Annotated in this window: 14 protein-coding genes; 8 read left to right on the plus strand and 6 right to left on the minus strand. The window is 66.6% G+C overall.

Annotated features, from left to right (window positions below):
- Window positions 1-241: 241 nt before the first annotated feature.
- Complete coding sequence (locus tag D4Q52_RS05340; RefSeq protein WP_119855517.1) at window positions 242-7015, minus strand: negative regulator of septation ring formation; 6774 nt, start codon at window positions 7013-7015, stop codon at window positions 242-244.
- Window positions 7016-7429: 414 nt separating this feature from the next.
- Between D4Q52_RS05340 and D4Q52_RS05345 the strand changes: the two genes are divergently transcribed.
- Complete coding sequence (locus tag D4Q52_RS05345; protein ID WP_119855518.1) at window positions 7430-7771, plus strand: Hpt domain-containing protein; 342 nt, start codon at window positions 7430-7432, stop codon at window positions 7769-7771.
- Between the two features lie 170 nt (window positions 7772-7941).
- Complete coding sequence (locus tag D4Q52_RS05350; protein WP_054163835.1) at window positions 7942-8262, plus strand: 2Fe-2S iron-sulfur cluster-binding protein; 321 nt, start codon at window positions 7942-7944, stop codon at window positions 8260-8262.
- Between the two features lie 236 nt (window positions 8263-8498).
- On the opposite strand, the gene D4Q52_RS05355 is transcribed toward D4Q52_RS05350, so the two are convergent.
- Window positions 8499-8969, minus strand: a complete 471-nt coding sequence (locus D4Q52_RS05355; RefSeq protein WP_234831081.1) for an acyl-CoA thioesterase — start codon at window positions 8967-8969, stop codon at window positions 8499-8501.
- 162 nt (window positions 8970-9131) lie between these two features.
- On the opposite strand from D4Q52_RS05355, the gene D4Q52_RS05360 reads away from it, so the two are divergent.
- The 3 genes from D4Q52_RS05360 to D4Q52_RS05370 all read left to right on the plus strand — a co-directional run bounded on the left by D4Q52_RS05360 (window position 9132) and on the right by D4Q52_RS05370 (window position 13079).
- Entirely contained in the window at window positions 9132-10160 is a 1029-nt protein-coding gene (locus D4Q52_RS05360; RefSeq protein ID WP_119855519.1) for an NAD(P)/FAD-dependent oxidoreductase, read from the plus strand.
- 356 nt (window positions 10161-10516) lie between these two features.
- On the plus strand, window positions 10517-11671 hold the full coding sequence (locus D4Q52_RS05365; protein ID WP_119855520.1) for a sensor histidine kinase: 1155 nt from the start codon (window positions 10517-10519) through the stop codon (window positions 11669-11671).
- A gap of 133 nt (window positions 11672-11804) precedes the next feature.
- Complete coding sequence (locus D4Q52_RS05370) at window positions 11805-13079, plus strand: chloride channel protein (protein WP_119855521.1); 1275 nt, start codon at window positions 11805-11807, stop codon at window positions 13077-13079.
- Between the two features lie 194 nt (window positions 13080-13273).
- Here D4Q52_RS05370 and D4Q52_RS05375 read toward each other — a convergent pair whose 3' ends face one another.
- From D4Q52_RS05375 to D4Q52_RS05385, 3 genes are all read right to left on the minus strand, one after another.
- A complete protein-coding gene (locus D4Q52_RS05375) occupies window positions 13274-14245 on the minus strand; it encodes an NAD-dependent epimerase/dehydratase family protein (RefSeq protein WP_119855522.1) in 972 nt (323 codons plus the stop codon).
- Complete coding sequence (gmd, locus tag D4Q52_RS05380; protein ID WP_119855662.1) at window positions 14245-15231, minus strand: GDP-mannose 4,6-dehydratase; 987 nt, start codon at window positions 15229-15231, stop codon at window positions 14245-14247. The genes D4Q52_RS05375 and gmd overlap by 1 nt, the downstream gene beginning before the upstream one ends.
- A 74-nt stretch (window positions 15232-15305) precedes the next feature.
- Window positions 15306-16361, minus strand: coding sequence for a glycosyltransferase family 2 protein (locus D4Q52_RS05385; protein WP_234831082.1), 1056 nt, complete (start codon window positions 16359-16361; stop codon window positions 15306-15308).
- 249 nt (window positions 16362-16610) lie between these two features.
- Between D4Q52_RS05385 and D4Q52_RS05390 the strand changes: the two genes are divergently transcribed.
- The 3 genes from D4Q52_RS05390 to D4Q52_RS05400 all read left to right on the plus strand — a co-directional run bounded on the left by D4Q52_RS05390 (window position 16611) and on the right by D4Q52_RS05400 (window position 19965).
- A complete protein-coding gene (locus D4Q52_RS05390; RefSeq protein ID WP_234831083.1) occupies window positions 16611-17939 on the plus strand; it encodes a glycosyltransferase family 4 protein in 1329 nt (442 codons plus the stop codon).
- Window positions 17940-17958: 19 nt separating this feature from the next.
- Window positions 17959-19221 carry an O-antigen ligase family protein gene (locus D4Q52_RS05395; RefSeq protein WP_234831084.1) on the plus strand — a complete coding sequence of 421 codons (1263 nt, stop codon included), beginning with the start codon at window positions 17959-17961 and terminating at the stop codon, window positions 19219-19221.
- 102 nt (window positions 19222-19323) lie between these two features.
- Complete coding sequence (locus D4Q52_RS05400) at window positions 19324-19965, plus strand: DUF2147 domain-containing protein (RefSeq protein ID WP_119855526.1); 642 nt, start codon at window positions 19324-19326, stop codon at window positions 19963-19965.
- 400 nt (window positions 19966-20365) lie between these two features.
- Here D4Q52_RS05400 and D4Q52_RS05405 read toward each other — a convergent pair whose 3' ends face one another.
- Window positions 20366-22354, minus strand: a complete 1989-nt coding sequence (locus D4Q52_RS05405; protein WP_119855527.1) for a hypothetical protein — start codon at window positions 22352-22354, stop codon at window positions 20366-20368.
- Window positions 22355-22406: the final 52 nt, after the last annotated feature.

Consider the following 22406-nt stretch of genomic DNA (forward strand, 5'->3'; position numbering starts at 1 on the left):
GCGCGCCCCGGAATGACGAACGGGAGGGAGATGTACGAAGGGAGATGTACGAATTGCGGCGGGTGAGGGTACTTGCGCTTCGCAAGTCACTAGCTCACTGCCCGCCTCGCCCTCACCCCCGCCCTTTCCCGCAGGCGGGAGAGGGAGCGCGCTGCGGTGTGGGGTGACTGATCGAGCTACATGTTCGCCAAGTCATCACGATGCGCGGCGGGGCAGGGTGCCCGCCGCGCTTGTTGTTACCTCATCCCAGTCGGCCCGCTGCGTGGGCCAGCAGCGTGTACACCAAACCCGTTTCCGAGCTGAGATGCGTGCGTAGCGCTTGCGGGCCGCGTTCGTCGCGGGCGACTTCGTCGAGCAGGCGTTCGAACTCGGCGATGTAGCGATCGACCGTCTGCTTGAAGGCGCGGTCGGCGCGATACTTGCGGGCGACCTCGTCGAACGCTTTCTGGCCGGCCGGGGTGTAGAGCCGCTTGGTGAAGGCCTTGGCCTCACCGCGCTGATAGCGGTCCCACATCTCCAGCACCAGGTTGCGATCCATCAGCCGGCCGATGTCGAGCGACAGCGACTCCAGCGGATTGCCGCCGACCGCCTGCTGCGGGGCCCGGCCGCGCGGAGCTTCGCGCTCCGGCGTGGTCTCGGCGCGGTTCAGCAGATCGGACAGCCAGCCGTCGCGGTCCTGATCAGCGGCGGGCGCGACCGGCGGCGCGTCGGTGCGACGCGGCGCCGGGCCGTGCAGGCCGAGGTCGGGCGGCGGCAGCGTGGCGGCGCTGGTGTCGCGGCGCGGCGCGGAGCGCGGTGCCGGCTCGGACCGCGGCATCGGCTCGGCGACCCGGGCGACCGGCTCGCCGCGGCCGCCGCCGGCGGCGACCAGCATCGGCTCTTCTTCACGCACTGTGGTGGCGCGCGAGGTCGGAACCACGTCCATGCCGCGGCCGTGACGGGCGACGATGCGGTTGAGTTCGGCCAGCGCTTCGATCTGGTCGACGATCACCTTGCGCATCTGCGCCGTGCTCTCGGCGGCCTCCTGCGGGATTTCGAGCACGCCGCGGCGCAGCTCCTCGCGGGTCGATTCCAGCTCGGTGTGCATCTCCGAGGCCATCTGCTTGATGCCCTGGACGATGGCGGCGAAGCGGTCGGCGGACTGCTTGAACAGCGCGTCGGCCTGCTGCGTGCCTTGCTGATAGACCTGCTGCATCGCCGCGGTGGTGAGCTCGCGCTCGTGCTCGGCCGCGGCCCGCACCGCCTCGAACTGCTGGGTGATGGTGGTCGAGCCGGCGCCGGCGGTTTCGGCGACGACCCGGGCGATGTCGCGGGCGCGTTCTTCGGCGGCCGCCAGCGATTCATCGAGCAGGCTGGTGAAGCGGGTCAGCCGCTGATCGAGATCGGTGGTGCGCAGGTCGATGGTGGTGACTAGCGACTCCAAAGCTTCCTTGCGTTCGCCCACCGAGGCCGATGCGCTGCGGTTGCTCTGCTGCACCAGTTCGGCGGCCTGAGCCAGCGCGCGGCCATGGGCCTCGAACTGCTCCGACAGCGCGTTGAGATCGGCGAGCGCCTGCGAAGTCTTGCCATGGAAGCCGGAGAGCTGGTCTTCCAGACCCTGCGTGGCTGCCGTGCTGCGCGCATTGACGTCGTTCATGGTGGCGACGAAGTCGGCGACGCGGGTGACCAGCGCGCGTTCCAGCGAGTTGAGATTCTCGTGAGCGCCGGTGAGCACTTCCTGCAGCAGGATGTTGCCCTCGCGCAGCCGTTCGAACAGCGCGACGGTGTCGCTGCGCAGGATCTTGCTGGTCTCCTGCATCTCGGTGACGGCCGCGACCGACACCTGGCGGGACTGGTCGATCGCGGAGCGCGACGCCAGTTCGAGGTCCTTGAGCGACTTGTTGATCGCACCGGTGGCGAGATCGCCGGCGCCGTTGATCGAACGGGCGACGTCGTTGCCGTTGGCGATGATCGCGTTCGAGAACGACTTGCCGCGGGTCTCGATCGCGTTGAGCGCGTCGGTGGTGACGCGGTCGATGTCGACCGTGAGCTGGTTGGTCTTGCCCGACAAGGCTTCGACCAGCACGCCGCGCTTGGAGTCGACGATCTGCGACAGCCGGTCAGCCTGCTGCTGCACGTAGCTGACGATTTCGTCGGTCTTCGCCGTCATGGTCGAGCCGAAGCTGCCGCTGGCGGCGAACACCGAGCGTTCGATCTCCGCGGAGGTCGACTTGATCTTGGACGACACTTCGTTGGACACCGCCACCAGGGCAGTCTGCGCCGCAGCGGCGCTGACCTGGATGTTGTCGGTGGTGTTGGTGGTGACGCCGGCAAGGGTGCGTTCGATGTCGGCGGAGATCGCCTTGATCTGGCTTGCAGCCTCGGACGTGCTGGTGCTGAGCGCCGACTGCGCCTCACGGGCGCTGCCGAGAATGGTGCGCTCGATGTCGGCGGAGATCGCCTTGATCTGGCCGGCCGCCTCCGACGTGCTGCTGGTGAGCGTCGACTGCACCTCGCGGGCGCTGCCCAGGATGGTGCTCGCCGCCGCGGCGCTGACCGTGGTCAGCGTGCGTTCGACGTCCACGGTCAGCGACTTGACGTGGTTGACCGCGTCGGTCGAGGCGGTGGCGAGCGAAGTCTGGGCTTCGCGCGCCCCGGCGACGATCGACTCGGCCGAGGTCTTGCCGGCCGTGATGAGGGTGCGTTCGACTTCGGCGGCGAGCGTCCGCACCTGGTCGGACGCGGTGGTCGAGGCGGTGATCAGCGTGCCCTGCAGGTCGCGGGCGCTGGACATGATCGCACCCACGCTGGCGGTGCCGGCGGCCGTGAGCGTCCGCTCGACATCGCTGGTCAGCGCCTTGACCTGGCTGGACGCCTCGGCCGAGGTGGCGACCAGCGTCTGCTGCGCCTCGCGGGTCCCCGACAGGATGGTTTCGATCGTCGCCGCGCTCGCGGCGGTGAGCCGGCGTTCGATGTCGCCGGCGAGCGAGACCACCTGTGTCGAGGCTTCCGACGAGGCGGTGACCAGCGCGGTCTGTGCTTCGCGGGCACCGGCCACGATCGCGTTCGCGGTGGTGGAGCCGGCTTCCGACAGCGTGCGCTGGACTTCCTCGCTGATCGCCTTGACGCGTTCGGCCGCTTGCTCGGAGGCCGCGACCAGCCTGGTCTGGGCGGCGCGAGCGCCGCCGAGCACCGACTCCGCAGTGGCGTTGCCGGCCGCATACAGCGTGCGTTCGATGTCGGTGGACAGCGAGCGGATCTGGCCGGTGATTTCGGACGAAGCCGACACCAGCGTGGTCTGCGCCTCGCGGGCGCTCGACAGTACCGACGCCGCGGTCTGGTCGCCGGCGCCGCTCAGGGTGCGCTCGATATCGGTCGTCAGCGACCGCAGCTGATTGGCGACGTCGGAAGTCGACGAGACCAGGGTGGTCTGCGCCTCGCGGGCACCGGCCAGCACCGACGCCGAGGTGGCGTCGCCGGCGCTGGTCAGCGTACGTTCGATATCGGCGGACAGCGAGCGGATCTGGTTGGCGACGTCAGACGATGAGGTGACCAGGGTGGTCTGGGCCTCGCGCGCACTGGTGAGCACGGCGGTGGCGGTGGTGCCGCCGACATCGGTCAGCGTGCGCTGAATTTCCGCCGTGAGCGCGCGGATCTCGTTGGTGACGTCGGTGGAGGTGCTCACCAGCGTGGTTTGGGCTTCGCGGGCGCCGGCCAGCACCGAGGCGGCCGTCGAGGTGCCGGCGACGGCGAGCGTGCGCTCGATGTCGGCCGACAGCGACCGGATCTGCGCCAGCGTGTCGCCCGATACGGAGGCGAGCTTGGTCTGGGCCTCGGTCGCGCTCGCCAGCACCGTGCTGGCGGCGTTGGTGCCGACGGCGGTGAGGGCGCGCTCGACCTCGGACGAGGTGAGCTGCAACTGCGCGCCGACCTCGGTCGACACCGACAGCATCGCTTCCTTGGCGCTGCGGGTGCCGGTCTGAATGGTGTCGGTGGTGCTGATCGCGAGATTGATGAGCGAGCGCTCGGCGTCGGAGACGTGCGAGCGGATGCCCTGCGACAGCTCTTCGGCGCGCGCCATCAGCAGGCTGCTGGCCTCGCGGCCCGTGTTCTCGAAGCGGCCGGCGACCGCCTCGACGCGGGCGCCGAGCAGATCCTCGAACTGCGACACGCGCAGATCGATATCGGTCAGCACAGTGCCGACGCGGCGTTCCAGGCCGTCGTGGATGTCCTGGAAGCGCGCCGTGACGGTCGCCGCGAGGCCGTTGCTGCGGCCGTCGATCGTCTCGGTGACGTTGGCGATACGCGCGTCGATCGCGCTGATCGCCTGCGCGGTGCCGTCGGTCAGCGAATTGGTGAGGTGCGACAGCCGCCAGTCGATCGACTCGATCGCCTGCGCGGCGCCGGCAGTCAGCGTCTCGCCGAGCCTGCCGATGCGCGTGTCGATCAGCTCGACCACCTGGCTGGTGCCGATCGACATCGTCGACGACAGCTGCGCGATGCGGTCGTCGATCAGCTCGACGGCCTGATTGGTGCCGGACGACATCGTCACCAGCAGCTGGGCGATGCGCTCGTCCATCAGTCCGACCGCCTGGCCGGTGCCGGTCGACATTGTCGACGACAGCCGGGCGATGCGATCGTCGAACAATCCGACCGCCTGATCGGCCCCCGACGAGATCGCCGACGACAATTGAGCGATACGGTTGTCGATCTGGCCGACGGCCTGGTCGGCCCCGGTCGTCATCGTCGAATTCAGCTGGTTGATACGATCGTCGATCAGTTCGACAGCCTGATTGGCCCCCGTCGTCATCGTCGAATTCAGCCGGCTGATTCGGTCGTCGATCAATTCCACAGCCTGATCGGCGCCGGTCGACATCGTCGCCGTCAGCTGCGTGACACGGCCATCGATCAGCTCGACCGCCTCGTTGGCTCCGGTCGACATGGTGGTGGTCAGCTGGCCGATGCGATCTTCGATCAGTCCGACGGCCTGCGTCACTCCGCCCGACATCGTCGTGGACAGCTGGGTGATGCGGTTGTCGATCAGCTCGACCGCCTCGGTGGCGCCGGTCGACATCGTTGACGACAGCTGCGTGATGCGCTCGCTGATCAGATCGATCGCCTGGCTGGAGCCGCTGGTCAGCGTCTCCGTCAGGCGCTCGATCCGGCCGTCGATGGTCTCGGTCACCGACTGGGCGCGCGAGGCGAAGTTTTCGTCGAACGTCCGCAGGTGGGTGCCGACGCTGTCGTCGAACAGCTTGATCTTGCCCTCGAGCGAGCCGTCGAGGCTGCTGACGCGGGTGTCGAACACGTTCTCGAAATGCGACAGCCGCTGATCGAGCGTGGCACTGAGTTCGCCGCCGCGCGAGGTGACACGCTGATCGAAATTGTCGACGTAGCTCTTCAGCGTGCTCGAGATATCCTCGGTGCGCTGGCCCATCCGCTCGACGATCTCGCCGCCATAGGTCTTCACGGTGCGGTCGAATTCGGAAATGTGGCGGGTGATCAGCGCCCCCAGCGTGCCGGAATCGCGCGCGAACTTCTCGGCGAGCTCGGAGCCCTGCTGCTTCACCAGGTCGTCGAACGCGCTCATCTGCAGGCTGAGCGTGTCGTGCGCGCTCTCGGTCTGGCTCACCACCTTGGCGACCAGCGTGTTGACGGTGACGTCGAGCGCTTCGCTGGCCTTGTCGCCGCTGGTCAGGATCTGGTCGGCGAGGCGGTTGCCGGCGTCGTCGATCTTGCTGACCAGGTCGTCGCTGCGCAGCTCGAGTTCGAGCAGCAGCGAGTCCGAGGAATTCTTCAGCGAATCGTGGACCTGCTCGGTGCGTTCCGAAATGCCGTCGACGATGCTGACGGAGCGCTGCTCGAAATCGGCGGTGATGCGGTCGAGTCGCTCATTCATCATCTCGTGGACGCGGTCGGCGAGTTCGACAAACTCGTCGTGGACGTGGCCGGTCTTGAAATTGAGGCTTGCGGTCAACCGTTCACTGGCTTCGAGCACCGCGCGGGTGGTTTCGCCGCTGGCTTCCTCGAGCCGGTCGAGCAGGTCGCCGCCGCGCTCGCCGAGCGCCAGAATCATGTTGTCGCCGGCATTGCCGAGCGCGCTGGTGATATGCGCGCCGCGCTCCTCCAGCGCGCTGGTGATGCTCTTGGCGACTTCATCGACGCGCGACGCGATCGCATCGGAGATCAGCGCGATGTCGTGGCGCAGGTCGATCTGCACGCCGGAGATGGCGCTGCGGACCTGCTCGGCCTGGCCGACCAAATTGTCGCGCTGATGCGCGATGTCCTGCAGCAGGGCGCGGATGCGGACTTCGTTGTCGGAGTAAGCGCGTTCCAGCGCCGAGACTTCGTTGGCCACCAGGGTTTCGAGTTCGCCCGCGCGCGCGATCGCACGCTCGACGCCGTCGCCCATCGCGGCGACCTCGCGGCGGATCGCCTGGCCCACGGTGACGACGGAATCGCTGGCCGCAATTTCGGGTTCCGAGAACCGGATCGCCACCTGCGCCATCGACTGCGCGATCATGCGCAGCTCCTGGCCGCGCCAGGTGAGGCTGGCGAGGAAGTAGAACAGCATGATCGGCGCGACGAACAACGCGATCAACCCGACCAGCGCCAGCACGCCGCCGCTCTGACCGATCATCGCCTGCAGGGCGGGCAGGAAGCTGATGGTCAGCGCGATGCCGCCGAGTACCCAGACGCCGGTGAAGATCGAGGCGAGGGTGTAGACGTTGCGGGCGGGGCGGCCCTTCTGCAGCGCCTGGAGCAACTGGCCGATGGTCTCGCGATCGTCATTGGCCGGCCGCTGGGCGAAGCGGCGGTCGTCGACCTGTTCGAAACTGGGACGCTCGGCGGTGATGCGCGGTTCGGGCGCGCCGTCGTTGACGGCGACGGGCGGGATCAGCTCGGCGTCGCCTGCGAGGCGCGCCGCCGCATCGTTGTCGGTCGCAGCGGGCGCGTCGCTGATGTTCAGGGCTTCCTGAATCGCGGACAGCGCCACTTCGGTCGGATCTTTGATCTTCTTGGGATTATTCGCCATGTGACCTACGCCCTCGCTCTACGCATCCGGGGCCACTGCAATATTAGACGTGCAGCCTGCCAGCCGGCCTTGATGGTCAGCCGGCGCGGTCGAACCCCCTCGACACCGGACTTTTCTCCACCACTTCCTCAAACATCCTATTGGCTGGGTGCCTCGAATGAAATGGAGAACGTTAAGACATTCTTAATCATCGTTAACGGGATCGGCTGCTAAGCCCTTTTGGCGGCGCGAAAATCCGCGTTTGCCCCAGAAACGGCAGCAAATTACCGAAAAACTGGCCTCAAACTTGCGAGGGTGTCCCGAAATGATCCGTTAACCTTTCCCGTGCTTCCCTTGGGAAAACCTTCACCGCCTCGCGGAGCGGCGTTGTACGGGAGGCTGATTTTGTCGCTGCGGGTTGAACGGATTGAGTGGATGGCGTCACCGCCTCTGGTGCCCGAATTCGCGATCGACGAGGCGCATCTCGAGCGGATGACGCTGGGCGATGTGGCGCTGGAACGCGAAGTGCTGCGGATGTTTTCGGCGCAAGCCGCCAGCGTGGTGGCGCTGCTGGCGTCGTGGCCGGCCGATGCCGCCGCGCTGGCGCATACGTTGAAGGGCTCCGCCCGTGCGATCGGAGCATTCGCGGTGGCCGACGCCGCTGGTGATCTGGAAGATGCGCTGAGGCAGGGCGCGGATGCGGCCGAGTTGCTCGCCGTGCTGGAGGCCGCGGTCGACCTTGCCCGCGGGGCGATCGCCGACCGGCTGGAACGCTGAGCTCTGTTTGCCGGCCGGGTGACGGCCACGGCCGGCGGACGCGGCGAAAGCACGATCAGGCGGAGCCGGTTTTTGCCGGCCGCGGCGCTGGCGGAAAGCCGACCGACCCGCTATAGGACAGCCCGTCATCCTTTCCCTGTCAGAACCTGCAGAGCGTCCGACGAGCAATCATGGCCAAGATTCACTTTGTTGATCATTCCGGAGAGACCCGCACGGTCGACGTCGAGAACGGCGCGACAGTGATGGAAGCGGCGATCCGCAACGCCATCCCCGGCATCGAGGCCGAATGCGGCGGCGCCTGCGCCTGCGCGACATGCCACGTCTACGTCGACGAGGCCTGGCGTGAGAAGGTCGGCGGCCCGTCGCCGATGGAAGAAGACATGCTCGACTTTGGCTACGATGTGCGCCCGAACTCGCGGCTGTCGTGCCAGATCAAGGTCTCGGACGAACTCGACGGCCTCGTGGTGTCGACGCCGGACCGCCAGGCCTGAGCGCGTTCCGACCGACTGGGATGTCGGTCTGAATCCTGACCTAAGCTTCTCGGTCAATAACCAGCGTCCTTCTGGATCGCTTGGTCTGCCAAGAACTCCGTCATGGCCGGGCTTGTCCCGGCCATCCACGCCTTTTTCGCGTTTCACTCAGCAAGGCGTGGATGCCCGGCACAAGGCCGGGCATGACGCGCGGAAGCGAACCGGCCTCACCCGAAGGCAGCGGGTGCGCGAAGTTCTTACGACGAAGTCGGAGCCTCCTCTGCAAAGCCGCGGCGCCACCAGCGGGACAGGTCGGCGGTCAGTTGCTCGCTGAGCGGCGCCGGCTTGCGGCTCACGGCATCGACCAGCACGTTGACGGCGCGCGCCGAGGCGATACAGACGCCGTCCGAGAACACCACCTGATCGAAATGCGCCGAGGTGCGGCCGAGCTTCACCAGCCCGATGCCGAGCTCGATGGTGCCCGGCCAGTGCAGTTCGCTGCGGAAGTGGATGTCGAGCCGGACCAGCACCCAGGCCTGCCCGGGCGGGATCAGCCCGCGCGCCGGGTCCTTCATCAGCGTGACGCGGCTGGTCTCGAAATAGCTGGCGTAGACAGCGTTATTGACGTGGTTGTTGGGATCGAGGTCGGCGAACCGGACGTTGTCGGACATGCGGTACGGGAAGTCGTCGAGCTGCGGCAGTTCGCGGTCGCGGGATCGTGCGGTCAAGGGCCATTCTCCGGGCTTTTGCCGTCCATTGAGCCCAGTTCTTGAGCTAGAACAAGGTAGCACCGCCTAATTATGGCTTTTCTCCCCCGCCCGGCTTGGCTAGACAAGCCGCGGCCGGACCGCCCCGCGTCCGAAAATTCTTCAACACGAAAAGAATAAGCGATGACCGAAACGATCAAGACTGATGTGCTGATTGTCGGCGCGGGTCCGTGCGGACTGTTCGCCGTGTTCGAACTGGGCCTTCTGGATGTGAAAACCCATCTGGTGGACATTCTCGACAAGGTCGGCGGCCAGTGCGCCGAGCTGTATCCGGAAAAGCCGATCTACGACATTCCGGGCGTGCCGATGATCACCGGCCACGGCCTCACCGAAGCGCTGATGGAGCAGATCAAGCCGTTCAGCCCGACCTTCCACCTCAACGAGATGATCGAGACGGTCGAGAAGATAGGCGATCCGGAATTTCGCGTCACCACCAATGCCGGCACCGTGTTCGAGTGCAAGGTGCTGGTGGTCGCGGCGGGCGGCGGTTCGTTCCAGCCGAAGCGGCCGCCGGTGCCGGGCGTCGAAGCCTACGAGGGCAAGTCGGTGCACTACGCGGTACGCAAGATGGAAGAGTTCCGCGGCAAGGACATCCTGATCGTCGGCGGCGGCGACAGCGCGCTTGACTGGACGCTCAACCTCAACCCGATCTGCAAGAGCATGACGCTGGTGCATCGCCGCGACGATTTCCGCGGCGCGCCGCACAGCGTCGAGCAGATGCGCCAGCTCGTGGCCTCGGGCAAGCTCGATCTCAAGATCGGCCAGATCACCGAACTACACGGGGACAACGGCCAGCTCGAAAAGGCCACCATCAAGCTCAACGACAATTCGATGGCGCAGATCACCTGCGACGCCATGCTGCCGTTCTTCGGCCTGACCATGAAACTCGGTCCGGTCGCAAATTGGGGCCTGCAACTCGAGAACAATCTGATCCCGGTCGACACCGGCACGTTCGAAACCAACGTCCCGGGCATCTTCGCGATCGGCGACATCAACACCTATCCGGGCAAGCTGAAACTGATCCTGTCGGGCTTCCACGAAGGCGCGCTGATGGCTCAGAAGGCCGTGAAGTACGTCTATCCGGACAAGCGCGTCGTGTTCCAGTACACCACCTCGTCGACCAATCTGCAGAAGAAGCTCGGCGTCAACTAAGCGAGCGCCGCTTCGGCGGGGCTGGTTGTTTGCCATTCAAGATGAGGGCGCGCCAATCGGTGCGCCCTTTGATTTTGCGGCATTGGGCATGCGTGGCGGCACGATCGAATTCACAGGAAACCGCAGTTGCGGCCCTCATCGTCGGCGCAAAGCGTTGACCTTCAAGAAGGTTCATTTGGCCGGCCGGAGCTCCAACGGACGACCGACGGGACCGGATCCACGCGCGATCAATTGCGTGGGATCGGAACGCGCCTGGAAGCGTTGATTTCCGCCCGCGTTGCTGAAGGCGACCCCGCGCTGCGCGGGATTCTCTTGCACGATCGCGGAGTTCAAACCGCCCAAGCAGCGAGTCACGGATGAGCGTTTCGGCCCAAACACCGACCCGACATCGACTAGCGGATTTCATTCGGCATCATCAGGCCGCCATCGTCGAAGAGTGGGTCGCGTTCGCCCGCACCCGCTCGCCCGCGAGCGAAGGGATGACCAAGCTCGCCCTCAAGGATCATGTGGTCGACATCCTGCGGTTCGTCGTCACCGACATCGAGACGCCGCAGACCTCGCACGAACACCGCGAAAAATCGCTGGGCCTCGACGCCGATGACGACCCGGCAGTCGACAGCGCGGCCGAAGTTCACGCGACACTGCGCCTCGCAGACGGGTTCGACATCGACCAGATGGTTTCCGAGTATCGTGCCTTGCGTGCCAGTGTGGTCAGGCAGTGGACTGCGCAGCAGGGCGTCATGGACGCGCAGGACGTCTATGACCTCACCCGCTTCAACGAAGCCATCGACCAGGCGATGACCGAGTCGATCGCTCACTACACCAAAACCATCAATGCCTCTCGCAACCTGTTCCTCGGAATTCTCGGGCACGACCTGCGCAATCCGATCACCGCCGCCTCGATGGCGGCCGCCTGGCTGAAGCGGTCGGGCACGATCGATGCGAAGCAAGGGAAGGTCGTGTCGGAGCTCGGCAAGGCTCTGCAGCGCGCGACGCGGATGCTGAATGACCTGTTCGATCTCACCCGCTCGTCGTTCGGGACCGACATTCCGGTCAGCAAATCCGACACCGACATGGCGGCGCTGTGCGAGGACATTGCGGACGAACTACGTCATGTCCATCAGGATCGACGCATCATCGTGTCGCACAAGGGCGACCCGCGCGGGCGCTGGGATCCGGCGCGGATGGGCCAGGTGCTGTCCAATCTGCTCGGCAACGCCAGCCAGCATGGCGACGGTGCCAAGCCGATCACCGTGACGGTCGCGGGCGACAAAGCCGACACCGTCCGCATCAGCGTGCACAATCACGGCGCGCCGATTCCCGCCGAGAGCCAGAAGACGATCTTCGAATCCTGGATGCGCGGGCAGGCCGGAGAGACCTCCGAGCAACCTCATCTCGGGCTGGGGTTGTATATTGCGAAGCTGATTGTCGAAGCCCACACCGGCACGATCGAACTCACGTCCGATGAGGCCGCGGGGACGACGTTCATGGTCGAACTGCCGCGCGAGTGAGCTCGCTGGCGGCACACTCTTGCGCTCGTGGACCGAGTTGCGCACACTCGAATCGAGCGCGTACGCGAATGGCCGCAGCGGTGCTTCCGGCATTCGCCGTCACTGCAGCGGAGAATCTGCTCGAGACCAGCCGATGAAGCTAGCCTTGACGTCCCGCCGCAAGCGGCAATTCGTGATCTTCTCCTCGCGCTCGAAGCGGCGGGCGATCTTTCTGGCCGGCGGGCTGTTCATCGGCGTAGCCGCGGCGGCGCTGGCGTGGCTGGCGGATCTGGCGCAGGACGCGTTCGCCGTGCTGCTCGCGCATTCGCGCTATTGGCCGCTGCTGATCACGCCGCTCGGTTTTCTGCTCTCGGTGTATCTCACCAATCGCTTTTTCCCGAACGCGGGCGGCAGCGGCATTCCGCAGGCGATCGCGGCGCGGCATCTGACCGATCAAGGCGCGCGCGGCCGGCTGGTGTCGCTGCGTGCGGCGGTCGGCAAGTTCGTTCTGACGCTGTTCGGCCTGCTGGTCGGCGCCTCGGTCGGGCGCGAAGGGCCGACGGTGCAGATCGGCGCCTCGATCATGTTCGCGCTGGGCCGGCTGTCGCCGCGGCGGCAGCCGGCGCTGATCCTGGCCGGCGCTTCGGCCGGCGTCGCGGCGGCGTTCAACACGCCGCTCGCCGGCATCATCTTCGGCATCGAGGAAATGAGCCGCTCGTTCGAGACCCGTGCCAGCACGCTGATCATCGCCGCGGTGGTGGCGGCCGGTCTCACCTCGATCGCGCTGCTCGGCAACTACACATACTTCGGCAGCAGCCCGATGGGGCTGCGCGGCGGGCTCGACTGGCTGGCGATCCCGGCCTGCGGCATCGTCGGCGGTCTGGCCGGCGGGCTGTTCAACCGCGCGGTGGTGACGGCCGGGACGATCGCGCTGCTCAATCGCCGGCCCTTGCTGCTCGCGCTCGGCTGCGGCTTCGCGGTGGCGCTGTGCGGCCTCGCTTCAAACGACGCCATCTACGGCACCAGCTACGGCCAGGTGAAATCCGCGCTGGAAAGCGGCACGCCGCTGCCGGGCGATTTCGGCGTCTTGAAGCTGCTCGCCACCGCGCTGTCGTCGATCAGCGGTCTGCCGGGCGGCATCTTCTCGCCGTCGCTGGCCGTCGGCGCCGGGCTCGGCAGCAATATCGCGGCGCTGTTCGCCGGCACGCCGGTGGCGGCGATCATGCTGCTCGGCATGGTGTCGTATTTCTCCGGCGTGGTGCAGGCGCCGATCACCGCCTTCGTCATCGTGATCGAAATGACCGACAACCACGCGATGGTGATCCCGGTGATGGCCGCCTCGCTGCTTGCTTATGCGACCTCGCGCCTGATCGCCGAGGAGGGCATCTACCACGCGCTGGCGAAACGGTTCGTGCCGGCGGCGGTGTAGTCCATTTCTGCTTATGATAGAAACACCGCCGTCATCCTGAGGCGCCCGCTGGGCCGCGCTGTGCGCGGCGCTGCGGGCCTCGAAGGATGAGCCACGTACACCTTGGGCCGCATCCTTCCTGGCCGCATCCTTCGAGGCGCGCTACGCGCGCACCTCAGGATGACGACTCCGCAGTAAGGATAAGCCGTATCGCCTCAACTGGCGCGCGATCGCTGATCCGTGAGCACGTCGGCGAGGGTTTGGTCGAAAGTGATCTGCGGCATCCAGCCGAGCAGCTCGCGGGCGCGGGTCGCGTCGCCGAGGATGATATCGGTGGCGTCGCCGGTGCCGCGGGCGGGATCGTTGTGCACCTCGATCGGCACTCGCGCCATCGCCAAGAGTTGCTGCAGCACGTCGCCGATCCGGCGCGGCACGCCGGAGGCGATGTTGAGGATGGTGCCGGGCGCCAAGCGGTCGCTGCGTGCGATCGCCGCCACATAGGCATCGGCGACGTCCCGGACGTCGAGGAAATCGCGCTGGCCGTCGAGATTGCCGACCCGAATCTGCGGCGGCGACAGGCCGGCTTCGATCCGGGCGATCTGGCGGGCGAAGGCCGGGATGACGAAGGCGTCGGTCTGGCCCGGGCCGGTGTGGTTGAACGGCCGCAAGCGAATGCAGCGCAGGCCCTTCGCGATCATCGGACCGAGCGCAAGGTCGGCGGCGGCTTTCGAAGCGCCGTATTCGTCGGTCGGCGCCAGCGCCGTGTCCTCGCTGGTCGGCCGGATCGGCGGGCGATTGCGCCCGTAAGCAAGGCCTGATCCGACGTGCAGCAGCACGCAGTCTGGCGCTGTATCCAGGATCGTTCGCCCGATGATGCGAACGCCATCAAGATGGACCCGCCAACTCGCCGAGGGATCGGCATTGGCAGCCGCGGGCGCTGCCAATGCGGCGAGATTGACGAGGTGCGTCGGCCGCGCCGTCGCGATTGCGTCGGCCATTGCTGCGGGGTCGGTGACATCGAGAGCCCCGACGTCCCCGAGCGCGGGGTCTTTGCCGGCGTGGAGAGCCGTCGGGATGATCGTCGCGCCGGCGCCGAATCTGGCATGAAGCGCGGCGGCGAGATGCAGGCCGACGAAGCCGGTGGCGCCGGTGATGAGGATCCGCAACGGCGGCGCGGGCTCAGCCATTACAGTCGCTCGCTGATCCTGATGCGGGCGAGGTCGGCTTCGACCATCTCTGCAACCATCTGTTCGAGCGTCGTCTCGAAGCTCCAGCCGAGCTTCTGCCTGGCCTTGGAGGCGTCGCCATGCAAATAGTCGACTTCGGCCGGCCGCAGATAGCGCGGATCGGTGACGACGTGATCGTTCATGTCGAGCCCGACGCTGCCGAACGCCATCTCGCAGAACTCGCGCACCGAAGCGGTGCGGCCGGTGGCGATGACGTAGTCGTCCGCCGCGTCCTGCTGCAGCATCAGCCACATCGCCCGCGTGTAGTCGCGCGCATGGCCCCAGTCGCGCTTGGCGTCGAGATTGCCGAGCGACAGCGTGGTCTGCAGGCCGAGCTTGATCCGTGCCGCACCGTCGGTGATCTTGCGGGTGACGAACTCGATGCCGCGCAGCGGCGACTCGTGATTGAACAGGATGCCGCAGGAGGCATGCAGGCCGAAGCTTTCGCGATAGTTGATGGTCATCCAGTGCGCGTACAGCTTGGCAGCGGCGTAGGGCGAACGCGGATAGAACGGCGTAGTCTCGGACTGCACCGGCTGCTGGATCAGCCCATACATCTCAGAGGACGAGGCCTGATAGAATCGCGCGCCGGGGCATGCGATCCGCACGGCCTCGAGCGCGTTGACGGCGCCGAGGCCGGTGACCGTGCCGGTCAGCAGCGGCTGCTGCCACGACGATTTCACGAACGACTGGGCCGCGAGATTGTAGACCTCGTCGGGCTGGAGTTCGGACACCAGACGGATCAGGCTGGACAGATCGGTGAGATTGCCATCATGCAACGTGACGGCGTCTTCGACGCCGAGCCACTTCAACCGGCTTGTCATGCCATCGGCAGAGGCGCTGCGCCGGAGCAGGCCGTGAACGGCGTAGCCCTTGTCGATCAGCAGGCGCGCCAGATAGGCGCCGTCCTGTCCGGTGATGCCGGTGATGAATGCCGTTTTGCCCATGATGATGTCGGATTGCTTCCTGTTGGTGGCCGGCGCGATGTCGACCCGGCTGCCGAGGCCTGGCGGTGAACTGCCTAGCCACCGCCGGATCGCCATGCGGCCTTGAGGCTCTTCAGCGCGCCGAGCCGCAGCAGTAGCACAATCAGCTCCCAGCGAGAGGCTCCGCGCGGGCAATTTTCAGCGCGCAGCAGGTTGATCACGGCGGCCCGGGCGAATTTCCGCTCGCCGGCGGTGAGCGTGGCGATCTGCGAGGTGAGGGCGCCAAGATCGATCGCCGATTCCGCGACCTTCTGGGCCAGCGCCGGATCGGCCAGTTCGAGCAATCGATACAAGCGGGAGCTGTCGCGCTCGAACGCGCCCGGACTGGGATCGTGCCAATCCGGCGGGGCGGAGAGGGCGGCGGACGGGTCGGGCCGGCCGGCGCGGCGTTCGGCGCTGGCCAGTTTGGCGAGCCGGGCGGAGTAGATCTGCCTCAATTCCCGGGTGCGGGTGACACTGCCGCCGTGCTCGCGGTAGCGGATCAGCAGTTCGGGCAGAATGGCGATCTCGCCGATGTCGGCCAGCCGCAGCCAGAAATCGTAGTCCTCGCCGGCCTCGAACGTAGCGCGATAGCCTCCGACCCGGCGGGCCACTTCGGCGCGAAACATTACCGTCGGGTGGATGAAAGGGCTCTTCTTGGCCAGCGTCTCGCGCGCATTCGCCGGGTTCGGCCGCATCTGCCGGCCGCGCGGGGCGCCGTGCTCGTCGATGATCTCCGCCCAGCCGCCGAGCAGCACGACATCCGGATGGGCGCGCATGTAAGCGCACTGCCGTGCCAGCCGCTCCGGGAGCGCGACGTCGTCAGCGTCCAGGCGTGCGATCAGCGGTGCGCCGGCCTTGTCGAGCCCGCGATTGAGCGCCGCGACCAGCCCGTCGCGCTGCTGGCGCAGAACCACCAGCCGCGGATCGCTCGCGCGCAATTCCGCCAGAATAGCCGGTGTCGTATCGCTGGAGCCATCGTCGATGACCAATAGTTCCAGGTCCGTGAGCGTTTGCGCCAGCACACTGCCGATCGCCTCGCGCAGCCAACGCTCGCCGTCACGAACCGGAAGGATTACCGAAACCTCTGGCGTGGCCGGCAGCACTGTCACCCTCGCTCAAATGATGCACCGCTGGCTGGGCCGGCGGTTGCCGGCGACATAGACCGCGCCGAGCGGGCATTGCAAGCGAGGCTCCCCGCAGCGTCCGGGGCAAACGGATAAGCCGTTGCGGCCAGACCGGCCCATTGACGCTGCGAAGCCGGACCCGTTACATCGCCGGATCGATTTGGTGACCACGCGGGCCTCCGCGGGAAGGTTTCACCCGGCCGTTATGGTCGACGTCAAGCGACGGACAGCTCTTTGGCGCAGCCTCTCGATCCGAACCTGCCAATCCAGCCCTGGCTGTGGATGGATGTTTCGACCAGCAGCCGCGCCCGGTCCGGTCAGATGAACGGGACGCTGCGGGTCGAGCACAGCGTCGCCACCGCGCTATCGGAGGCGATCGGCCCTGAGCTTCGGTTTTGCCGCTACGATCCGCTGCGCCAGAATTACGTGCCGGTGAGCTACGCGCCGGATCTCGGCGCCAAGCCGGTCGCCGCCGCCGCAACGTCGAAATCCCGCGCGAGTTTGCTGTCGTCGATCAAGCCGATCGGCAAGCGCCTCGAGCGCGCCGTGAAGACGTCGGTCCGGGGCGCTGTGGCACCCCTGATGCAGAAGGTTTCCGCGGGTGAGGCCTTGCCGCGGCTCGGCGGTTCTGCCGGCAGCGAGGTGTTGCTGCTCGCCGGGGAGAACTGGTCGCGGGTCGACTACGCGGCGGTGGCGCGGATGCGGCGCGAGCGCGGGACGCGCGTGGCGGCGGTGTGCCAGGACTTCATCCCGGTGGTCGCGCCGCAGTTCTTCGCCGACGGCGAGTTCGTCACCCAGTTCGAGGCCTACGCGCGTTTTCTCATCCATGAATGCGATCTGGTGGTGTCGATTTCCGACTCGACCAGCGCCGACGTGAGGGACTACGCAGAGCGCCATGGCGGGCTGCGCGGCGCGCTCGAGGTGGTGCATCTCGGCGCCGACCTGATTGCGCCGAAAGCCGTTAAGCGGCCTGCAGCGCTGACGGATGCGCAGGCGAGGCGCTTCGTCATCAGTGTCTCGACCATCCAGTCGCGCAAGAATTTCGATCTGTTGTATCATGTGTGGCGTCGGCTGACCGAGCAGGGCACGCCGGATCTACCGACGCTGGTGATGGTGGGGCAGCCCGGGTTCGGCAGTTCGGATCTGTTGTGGCAGATTGCCCACGATCCAGTCACCGCGTCCTCAGTCCTGCATCTGCCACGGGTCGGCGACGACGAACTCGCCTGGTTGTATCAGCACTGCGCTTTCACGCTTTACCCTTCATTCTACGAGGGCTGGGGTCTGCCGGTGTCGGAGAGCCTTGCTTTCGGTAAATACTGTCTCGCATCGAACACCTCGTCGTTACCGGAGGCAGGTGCTGGTCTCGCCGGGCACCTTGATCCCCTCGATTTCGCCGCCTGGCGCGATGCGGTGCTTGACCTGATCCGCGCACCTGAGCACCTTGCGCAGCACGAGGCGGCAATCCGGGCGAATTATCGTCCGGTCACCTGGGCGCAATCCGCCCGCCGGCTCGCCGAGGTGCTGCGCAGCCTTGCCGCCGCGCCGGCCTCGATCCAGAGTTAGGAGTCCAATGGTTTCCGCAGTGGCCCAACCCTCCCCGACCAAACAGCGGCTGGAGCGCATTCGCGACTGGCTGCTGCGCACCCGGGCCGGGGAGAAGCTGTTCGTCCTGACGCTCTGCCTGGTGTATGCGATGCACAGCATCTGGTCGGCTCGCACCGTGCTTTGGTTTCTGGTGCTGCCGGTGATGCTGTTGTCGGTGGCGCCGTATCGCACCCTGCTGCCGATCGTGAAGTCGTGGGTATTTGTCGCCTGCGCGGTCTTCCTGGGTCTGATCCTCGCCACCTCCGTGCTGGGCGGCGACACGCCGGCGCGGATGCTGCTGCTGAACCTGCGCTTCACGGCCGCGGTGCTGGCGTTCGTGGTGATCACTGCGCAACTGGTCCGCGACGATCGCGACTTCCTGCGCCTGTTGTTCTTGTTTCTCGCGCCGGTCGCCGCGCTGACGGCGATCCGCGACGTGGCGTCGTTCACCGGCCTGTCGCTCGAGACCCTGATGTCGACGCGGCTGGAGGGCGTCAAGGGGCTCACCGTGTACTACAACTCCAACGTGATCGGGCTGATGTACGCGATGCCGTGCGTCGGCGCCGCCGCGATCATGACCTCGCGATCGCTCAGGATTTGGCAGCACGCGATGCTGGCGGCGGCGATCGTGGTGTTGCTCGGCGCCATCCTGCTGACCGGCAGCCGCGGGTCGCTGATCGCGGCCGCCGTCGGCATCGGCGTCTCGGTGATGTTGTCGGAGCATCGATGGTTGAAGGTGGCGATGATCGTGCTGGCCGTGGTGGCGGTCGGCGTCATCGCAGTGGCGCCATTCCAAAGCGAATTGTTGCAGCGGCGTGACAGCCTGCGGCTGTCGTTGTGGCCCGTGTATCTGCAATTGGCGATGGCGAAGCCGTGGCTCGGCTATGGACTCGGCTTCGATACAAGGCAGACCTTGTCGGACGGCTATGTGGTGATGAACGCGCACAATATCGTGCTGTGCGCTCTGGTCCGCGGCGGCGTGTTGACGGCGCTGGCGCTGCTCGGCATCGCGTTGGCCTCGGCCTTGAGCGGGCTGAAGGCGTGGCGCCGCTCCGGCGAAGTCGCCGCGCTGGCGCTGCTCGCAACCTGCCTGACCGCCTCGAGCGTCGACTACGAGATTGTTCCCACCGATCTCGGTTATCTTTACATCTTGTTCTGGCTGCCGGTCGGTGTTTGTTGTGGTGCCGCGTTGGCCGCTGCTCATCGTGTTCTGCCCGGACCTCTGCCGGATGTTCAACTCTCGAAAGCTCGGCCGATATAGCCTTGTCACAAAATCGCCCGTCGGCGAGGGATTAGTCCGCCGGCCGGATCCTCCTACCGCTCCGCCATATTCTCGTCTCATCGCGATGTTTCAGGTGTTACCATGAATACACATCGACCGATCCGTCTCCTCGCGCTGGCGGCTGCCGCGCTAGTTTCTTACGTGATGACCTCGACGGTGCCCGCCGCCGCCGCGGAACCGACCGCAGCCGGCCTCTGGCAGCGAACCGATAGCGGCAAGGCCGGTGGCAAGCCGGTGGTTTGGGTGCTGATGCTCGACCGCGGCAATAACGTGTACGAAGGCGTTGTCGCCAAGACCTTCAATCAGCCGGGCCAGACCAATCTGGCCGTCTGTGACGAATGCGAAGACGATCGCAAGAACCAGCCGATCCTGGGCATCTCGCTGATCCGCGACATGAAGCGGAAGGGCCGCGTCTACGAAGGCGGCAACATCCTGGACCCGCGCAACGGCGATGTCTGGAAGGCGATGCTGACGGTCAGCCCCGACGGTCAGATCCTGACGCTGCGCGGCTATCTGATGACTCCGGCGCTCGGCAAGGACGAGGACTGGTTCCGGCTGCCCGACAGCGCCATCGCCCAGCTCGATCCGGAGATTGTCAGCAAGTTCATGCCCGAACAGGCCGCGGCGCTCGGTGGCAAACCCGGCGCGCCCGCCGCCGGCAAGGCCAAGGCTCCGGCACCTGCCCCGAAGGGCGGCGCGATGGCGCCGGCACCGGCGAAGTAAGCAGACAGCAGCGGCGAGCTCTTCGTCACGACGTTGAACTAACAAACAAGGCGGCTCTCACGGGCCGCCTTGTTTGCGTGTGAGGGACAACGCTATGCGTTGCCAAATCGCGGCTGGTTTGAGGTCGTGTAGTCTGCACATCCCTTCATCATGCCCGGACTTGTCCCGGCCATCCACGCCTTTTCTGGATTTCCGTCAGCAAGGCGTGGATGCCCGGCACAAGGCCGGGCATGACGCGCGGATAAGTAAAGTGCCTGATTTTCAAGGGCGCATTTCCGGCGAGTCAGAACAGCAGGGGCCCATGGTTCGAGACGGCGCCGAGCGCCTTCTCACCACGAGGTCGTGCATGTCGCAGTCAACCCGACAGCTATCCCCAATATAGGCTCCGAACCGAGCTAACTCATCGCCCCGTCGTCCCCGGCGGCGGCAGCGGCTGGCTGGTGACGTCGGGGCCGGACTGCAGCGACAGCACGGCTTCCGCAGCCGGCACGGCGGCGTCGGCCATCGCGGCATGGCCTTCGGCGGAGGGGTGGATGGCGCCGCCGTACACGGCGGAGACCACGCCCCAGGTGGCGTCGTGAATGTCGGCGGGCTGGATCGCGGCCGGCAAGCCTTGTGGGAAGGTCATCGCCGCGAAGTAACTGTCGTTGGCATCGCGGATCCAGCGCGCGCGGGGCAGGTAGGCGCGGTAGTTACTGGCTCCGGCGCCGCAGGCCATCGGCGAACTCGCCGCCGCCACGATATCGGCGGTGAAGCTGTCGCCGCGCGGCGAGAAGCAGGCGCGGTCGAACTCCGGATCTGTCGCGGCCCGGGCGCAGAAGCCGTGATTGGCGAAAGTGCGCTGATGCGCGTCGACGAACGTCATGGCGTCGGCCGCTGGGTTTCGGCACAACACGCCGCCGGTGCATTGCGCCAGATCCTTCAGCCGCGGCAGGAATTCATTATCGACGAACGAGGCGACCGCAGCCAGCCGGTTCGGGTCGGCGCTGAACGACGGATGGACATCAAAGCCGCCGGGACCGCCGGGGCATGGCACGCCGCGGTTGGCCAGCGCGGGATTGGCGTAGGTGACGTAGACGACACGCGACATGTCATCGACCAAACCCTTCAGCGCTTCGCGCAGCTTGGCAAAATTCTGCGGCAATTGCCGCTGCAGGGCGCTGCGCGACTCGTCGATCGAGCCGATCACGCCGGAGCGGCGGAAGATGCCGCGCTCGGTGGGGCTGTCGACGATGACGTCGGCCACCAGGCCGGAGAAGTTGATGTCGTTGGCGCCGACCGACAGCAGTACCAGGTCGAGCCCGCGCTGCGGCTGGCGCTTCTTCGCCGCGGCCACAGCTTCGCGCAGCTCGGCGATCTGGCCGTTGACGCTGCTCGGACAATTGGTGCCGGATTTGGTGCGGAAGCACTCGCGCGGCCGCTGCGACCCGAACAGGCCGTCCGGGATAGTCGCTCCGGTGCAGGCCAACGGCAGATAGGTGACGGCGATGTGCGGATGGCGGGCGGCCAGCGCCAGCGCGGTGCGCGCCTGGTAGCTGTACAGCGAGCGATGGCAGGCGGCGTTGAACCAGGTCGCCGAATAGCGCTGCCAGTTCGCCAGCGTGTCCGGCGCCTCGCAGGCGCGGCCGCCTTTAAAGCCGGCGCGGCTCGGCCGATAGAACTGCCCGGCGCTGGCGCCGACATTGCTGATGCCGAGATACGAGCGATAGCAGAAGCCGTCGTCGGACAGCGCGACCGGCCGGTCCGGATTGCCTTCGCCGGAGGCGATCGAATCGCCGAGCCCGGCGATGAAAAAGTCCTGCACCGCGATCTCGGTCGACACCCGCAGCGGCGCGTCGGCGCCGCTGGTGACGTCGACGGTCGCCACCGTCGGCTTGCCGTAGCGCGCCCGGAAGTTGATCGGCTCTGCGCAGTCCTGGGTGGCGGGGCGCGGGCCGTCGCCATCGTCGAATGTCCAGGCGCAGATCGCACCGACCGGGATCGCGCCGGCGAGCCGCACCGTCACCGGATGCTCGGTCGGCGTCAGATAGCTCTCCTTGACGCCGTCACGGGTGCAGGGTTCGTTGACCCGGCCGCCGAGGTCGATGCACAGCCGGTTGACGACATTGCGGGCCCAGCCGCGGCCCTCGCTCTGCAGCCCGAGCGCCTGCTCGGACGCCAGCACGGTGAGGCCGTTCAGTGCCTCAGCCTGTTCCCGGAAATCGCGCTCCTCCCGAAACAATCTGAAGCGGTTGCGTACCTCCCAGACGATCTGCATCGAGCCGTCGGTGACGGGGACTGCGACCGCTGGAGCGGCAGCCGGCGCAAGCTGCGTTTGGGCCGAAGCCGGGAGCGCGCCCAGGACGGTTGCCAGTAGCGCCAAGAGCGCCAGCGGGCGGAACGGAGACATCGTTATGACCATGAGGCGAATGACGCTCCCGATAAGGCGGAAATATGAGCGC

The organism is Rhodopseudomonas palustris (genome assembly GCF_003591005.1).
In the GTDB taxonomy this organism is placed as follows: Bacteria; Pseudomonadota; Alphaproteobacteria; order Rhizobiales; family Xanthobacteraceae; genus Rhodopseudomonas; species Rhodopseudomonas palustris_K.

What these genes read in the sequence shown, in the direction of transcription:
- D4Q52_RS05400 (WP_119855526.1), top strand. Translation starts at nt 19,324, where the DNA reads ATGAATACACATCGACCGATCCGTCTCCTCGCGCTGGCGGCTGCCGCG.
- D4Q52_RS05340 (WP_119855517.1), bottom strand. Translation starts at nt 7,015, where the DNA reads ATGGCGAATAATCCCAAGAAGATCAAAGATCCGACCGAAGTGGCGCTG.
- D4Q52_RS05350 (WP_054163835.1), top strand. Translation starts at nt 7,942, where the DNA reads ATGGCCAAGATTCACTTTGTTGATCATTCCGGAGAGACCCGCACGGTC.
- D4Q52_RS05345 (WP_119855518.1), top strand. Translation starts at nt 7,430, where the DNA reads ATGGCGTCACCGCCTCTGGTGCCCGAATTCGCGATCGACGAGGCGCAT.
- gmd (WP_119855662.1), bottom strand. Translation starts at nt 15,231, where the DNA reads ATGGGCAAAACGGCATTCATCACCGGCATCACCGGACAGGACGGCGCC.
- D4Q52_RS05405 (WP_119855527.1), bottom strand. Translation starts at nt 22,354, where the DNA reads ATGTCTCCGTTCCGCCCGCTGGCGCTCTTGGCGCTACTGGCAACCGTC.
- D4Q52_RS05370 (WP_119855521.1), top strand. Translation starts at nt 11,805, where the DNA reads ATGAAGCTAGCCTTGACGTCCCGCCGCAAGCGGCAATTCGTGATCTTC.
- D4Q52_RS05365 (WP_119855520.1), top strand. Translation starts at nt 10,517, where the DNA reads ATGAGCGTTTCGGCCCAAACACCGACCCGACATCGACTAGCGGATTTC.
- D4Q52_RS05360 (WP_119855519.1), top strand. Translation starts at nt 9,132, where the DNA reads ATGACCGAAACGATCAAGACTGATGTGCTGATTGTCGGCGCGGGTCCG.
- D4Q52_RS05375 (WP_119855522.1), bottom strand. Translation starts at nt 14,245, where the DNA reads ATGGCTGAGCCCGCGCCGCCGTTGCGGATCCTCATCACCGGCGCCACC.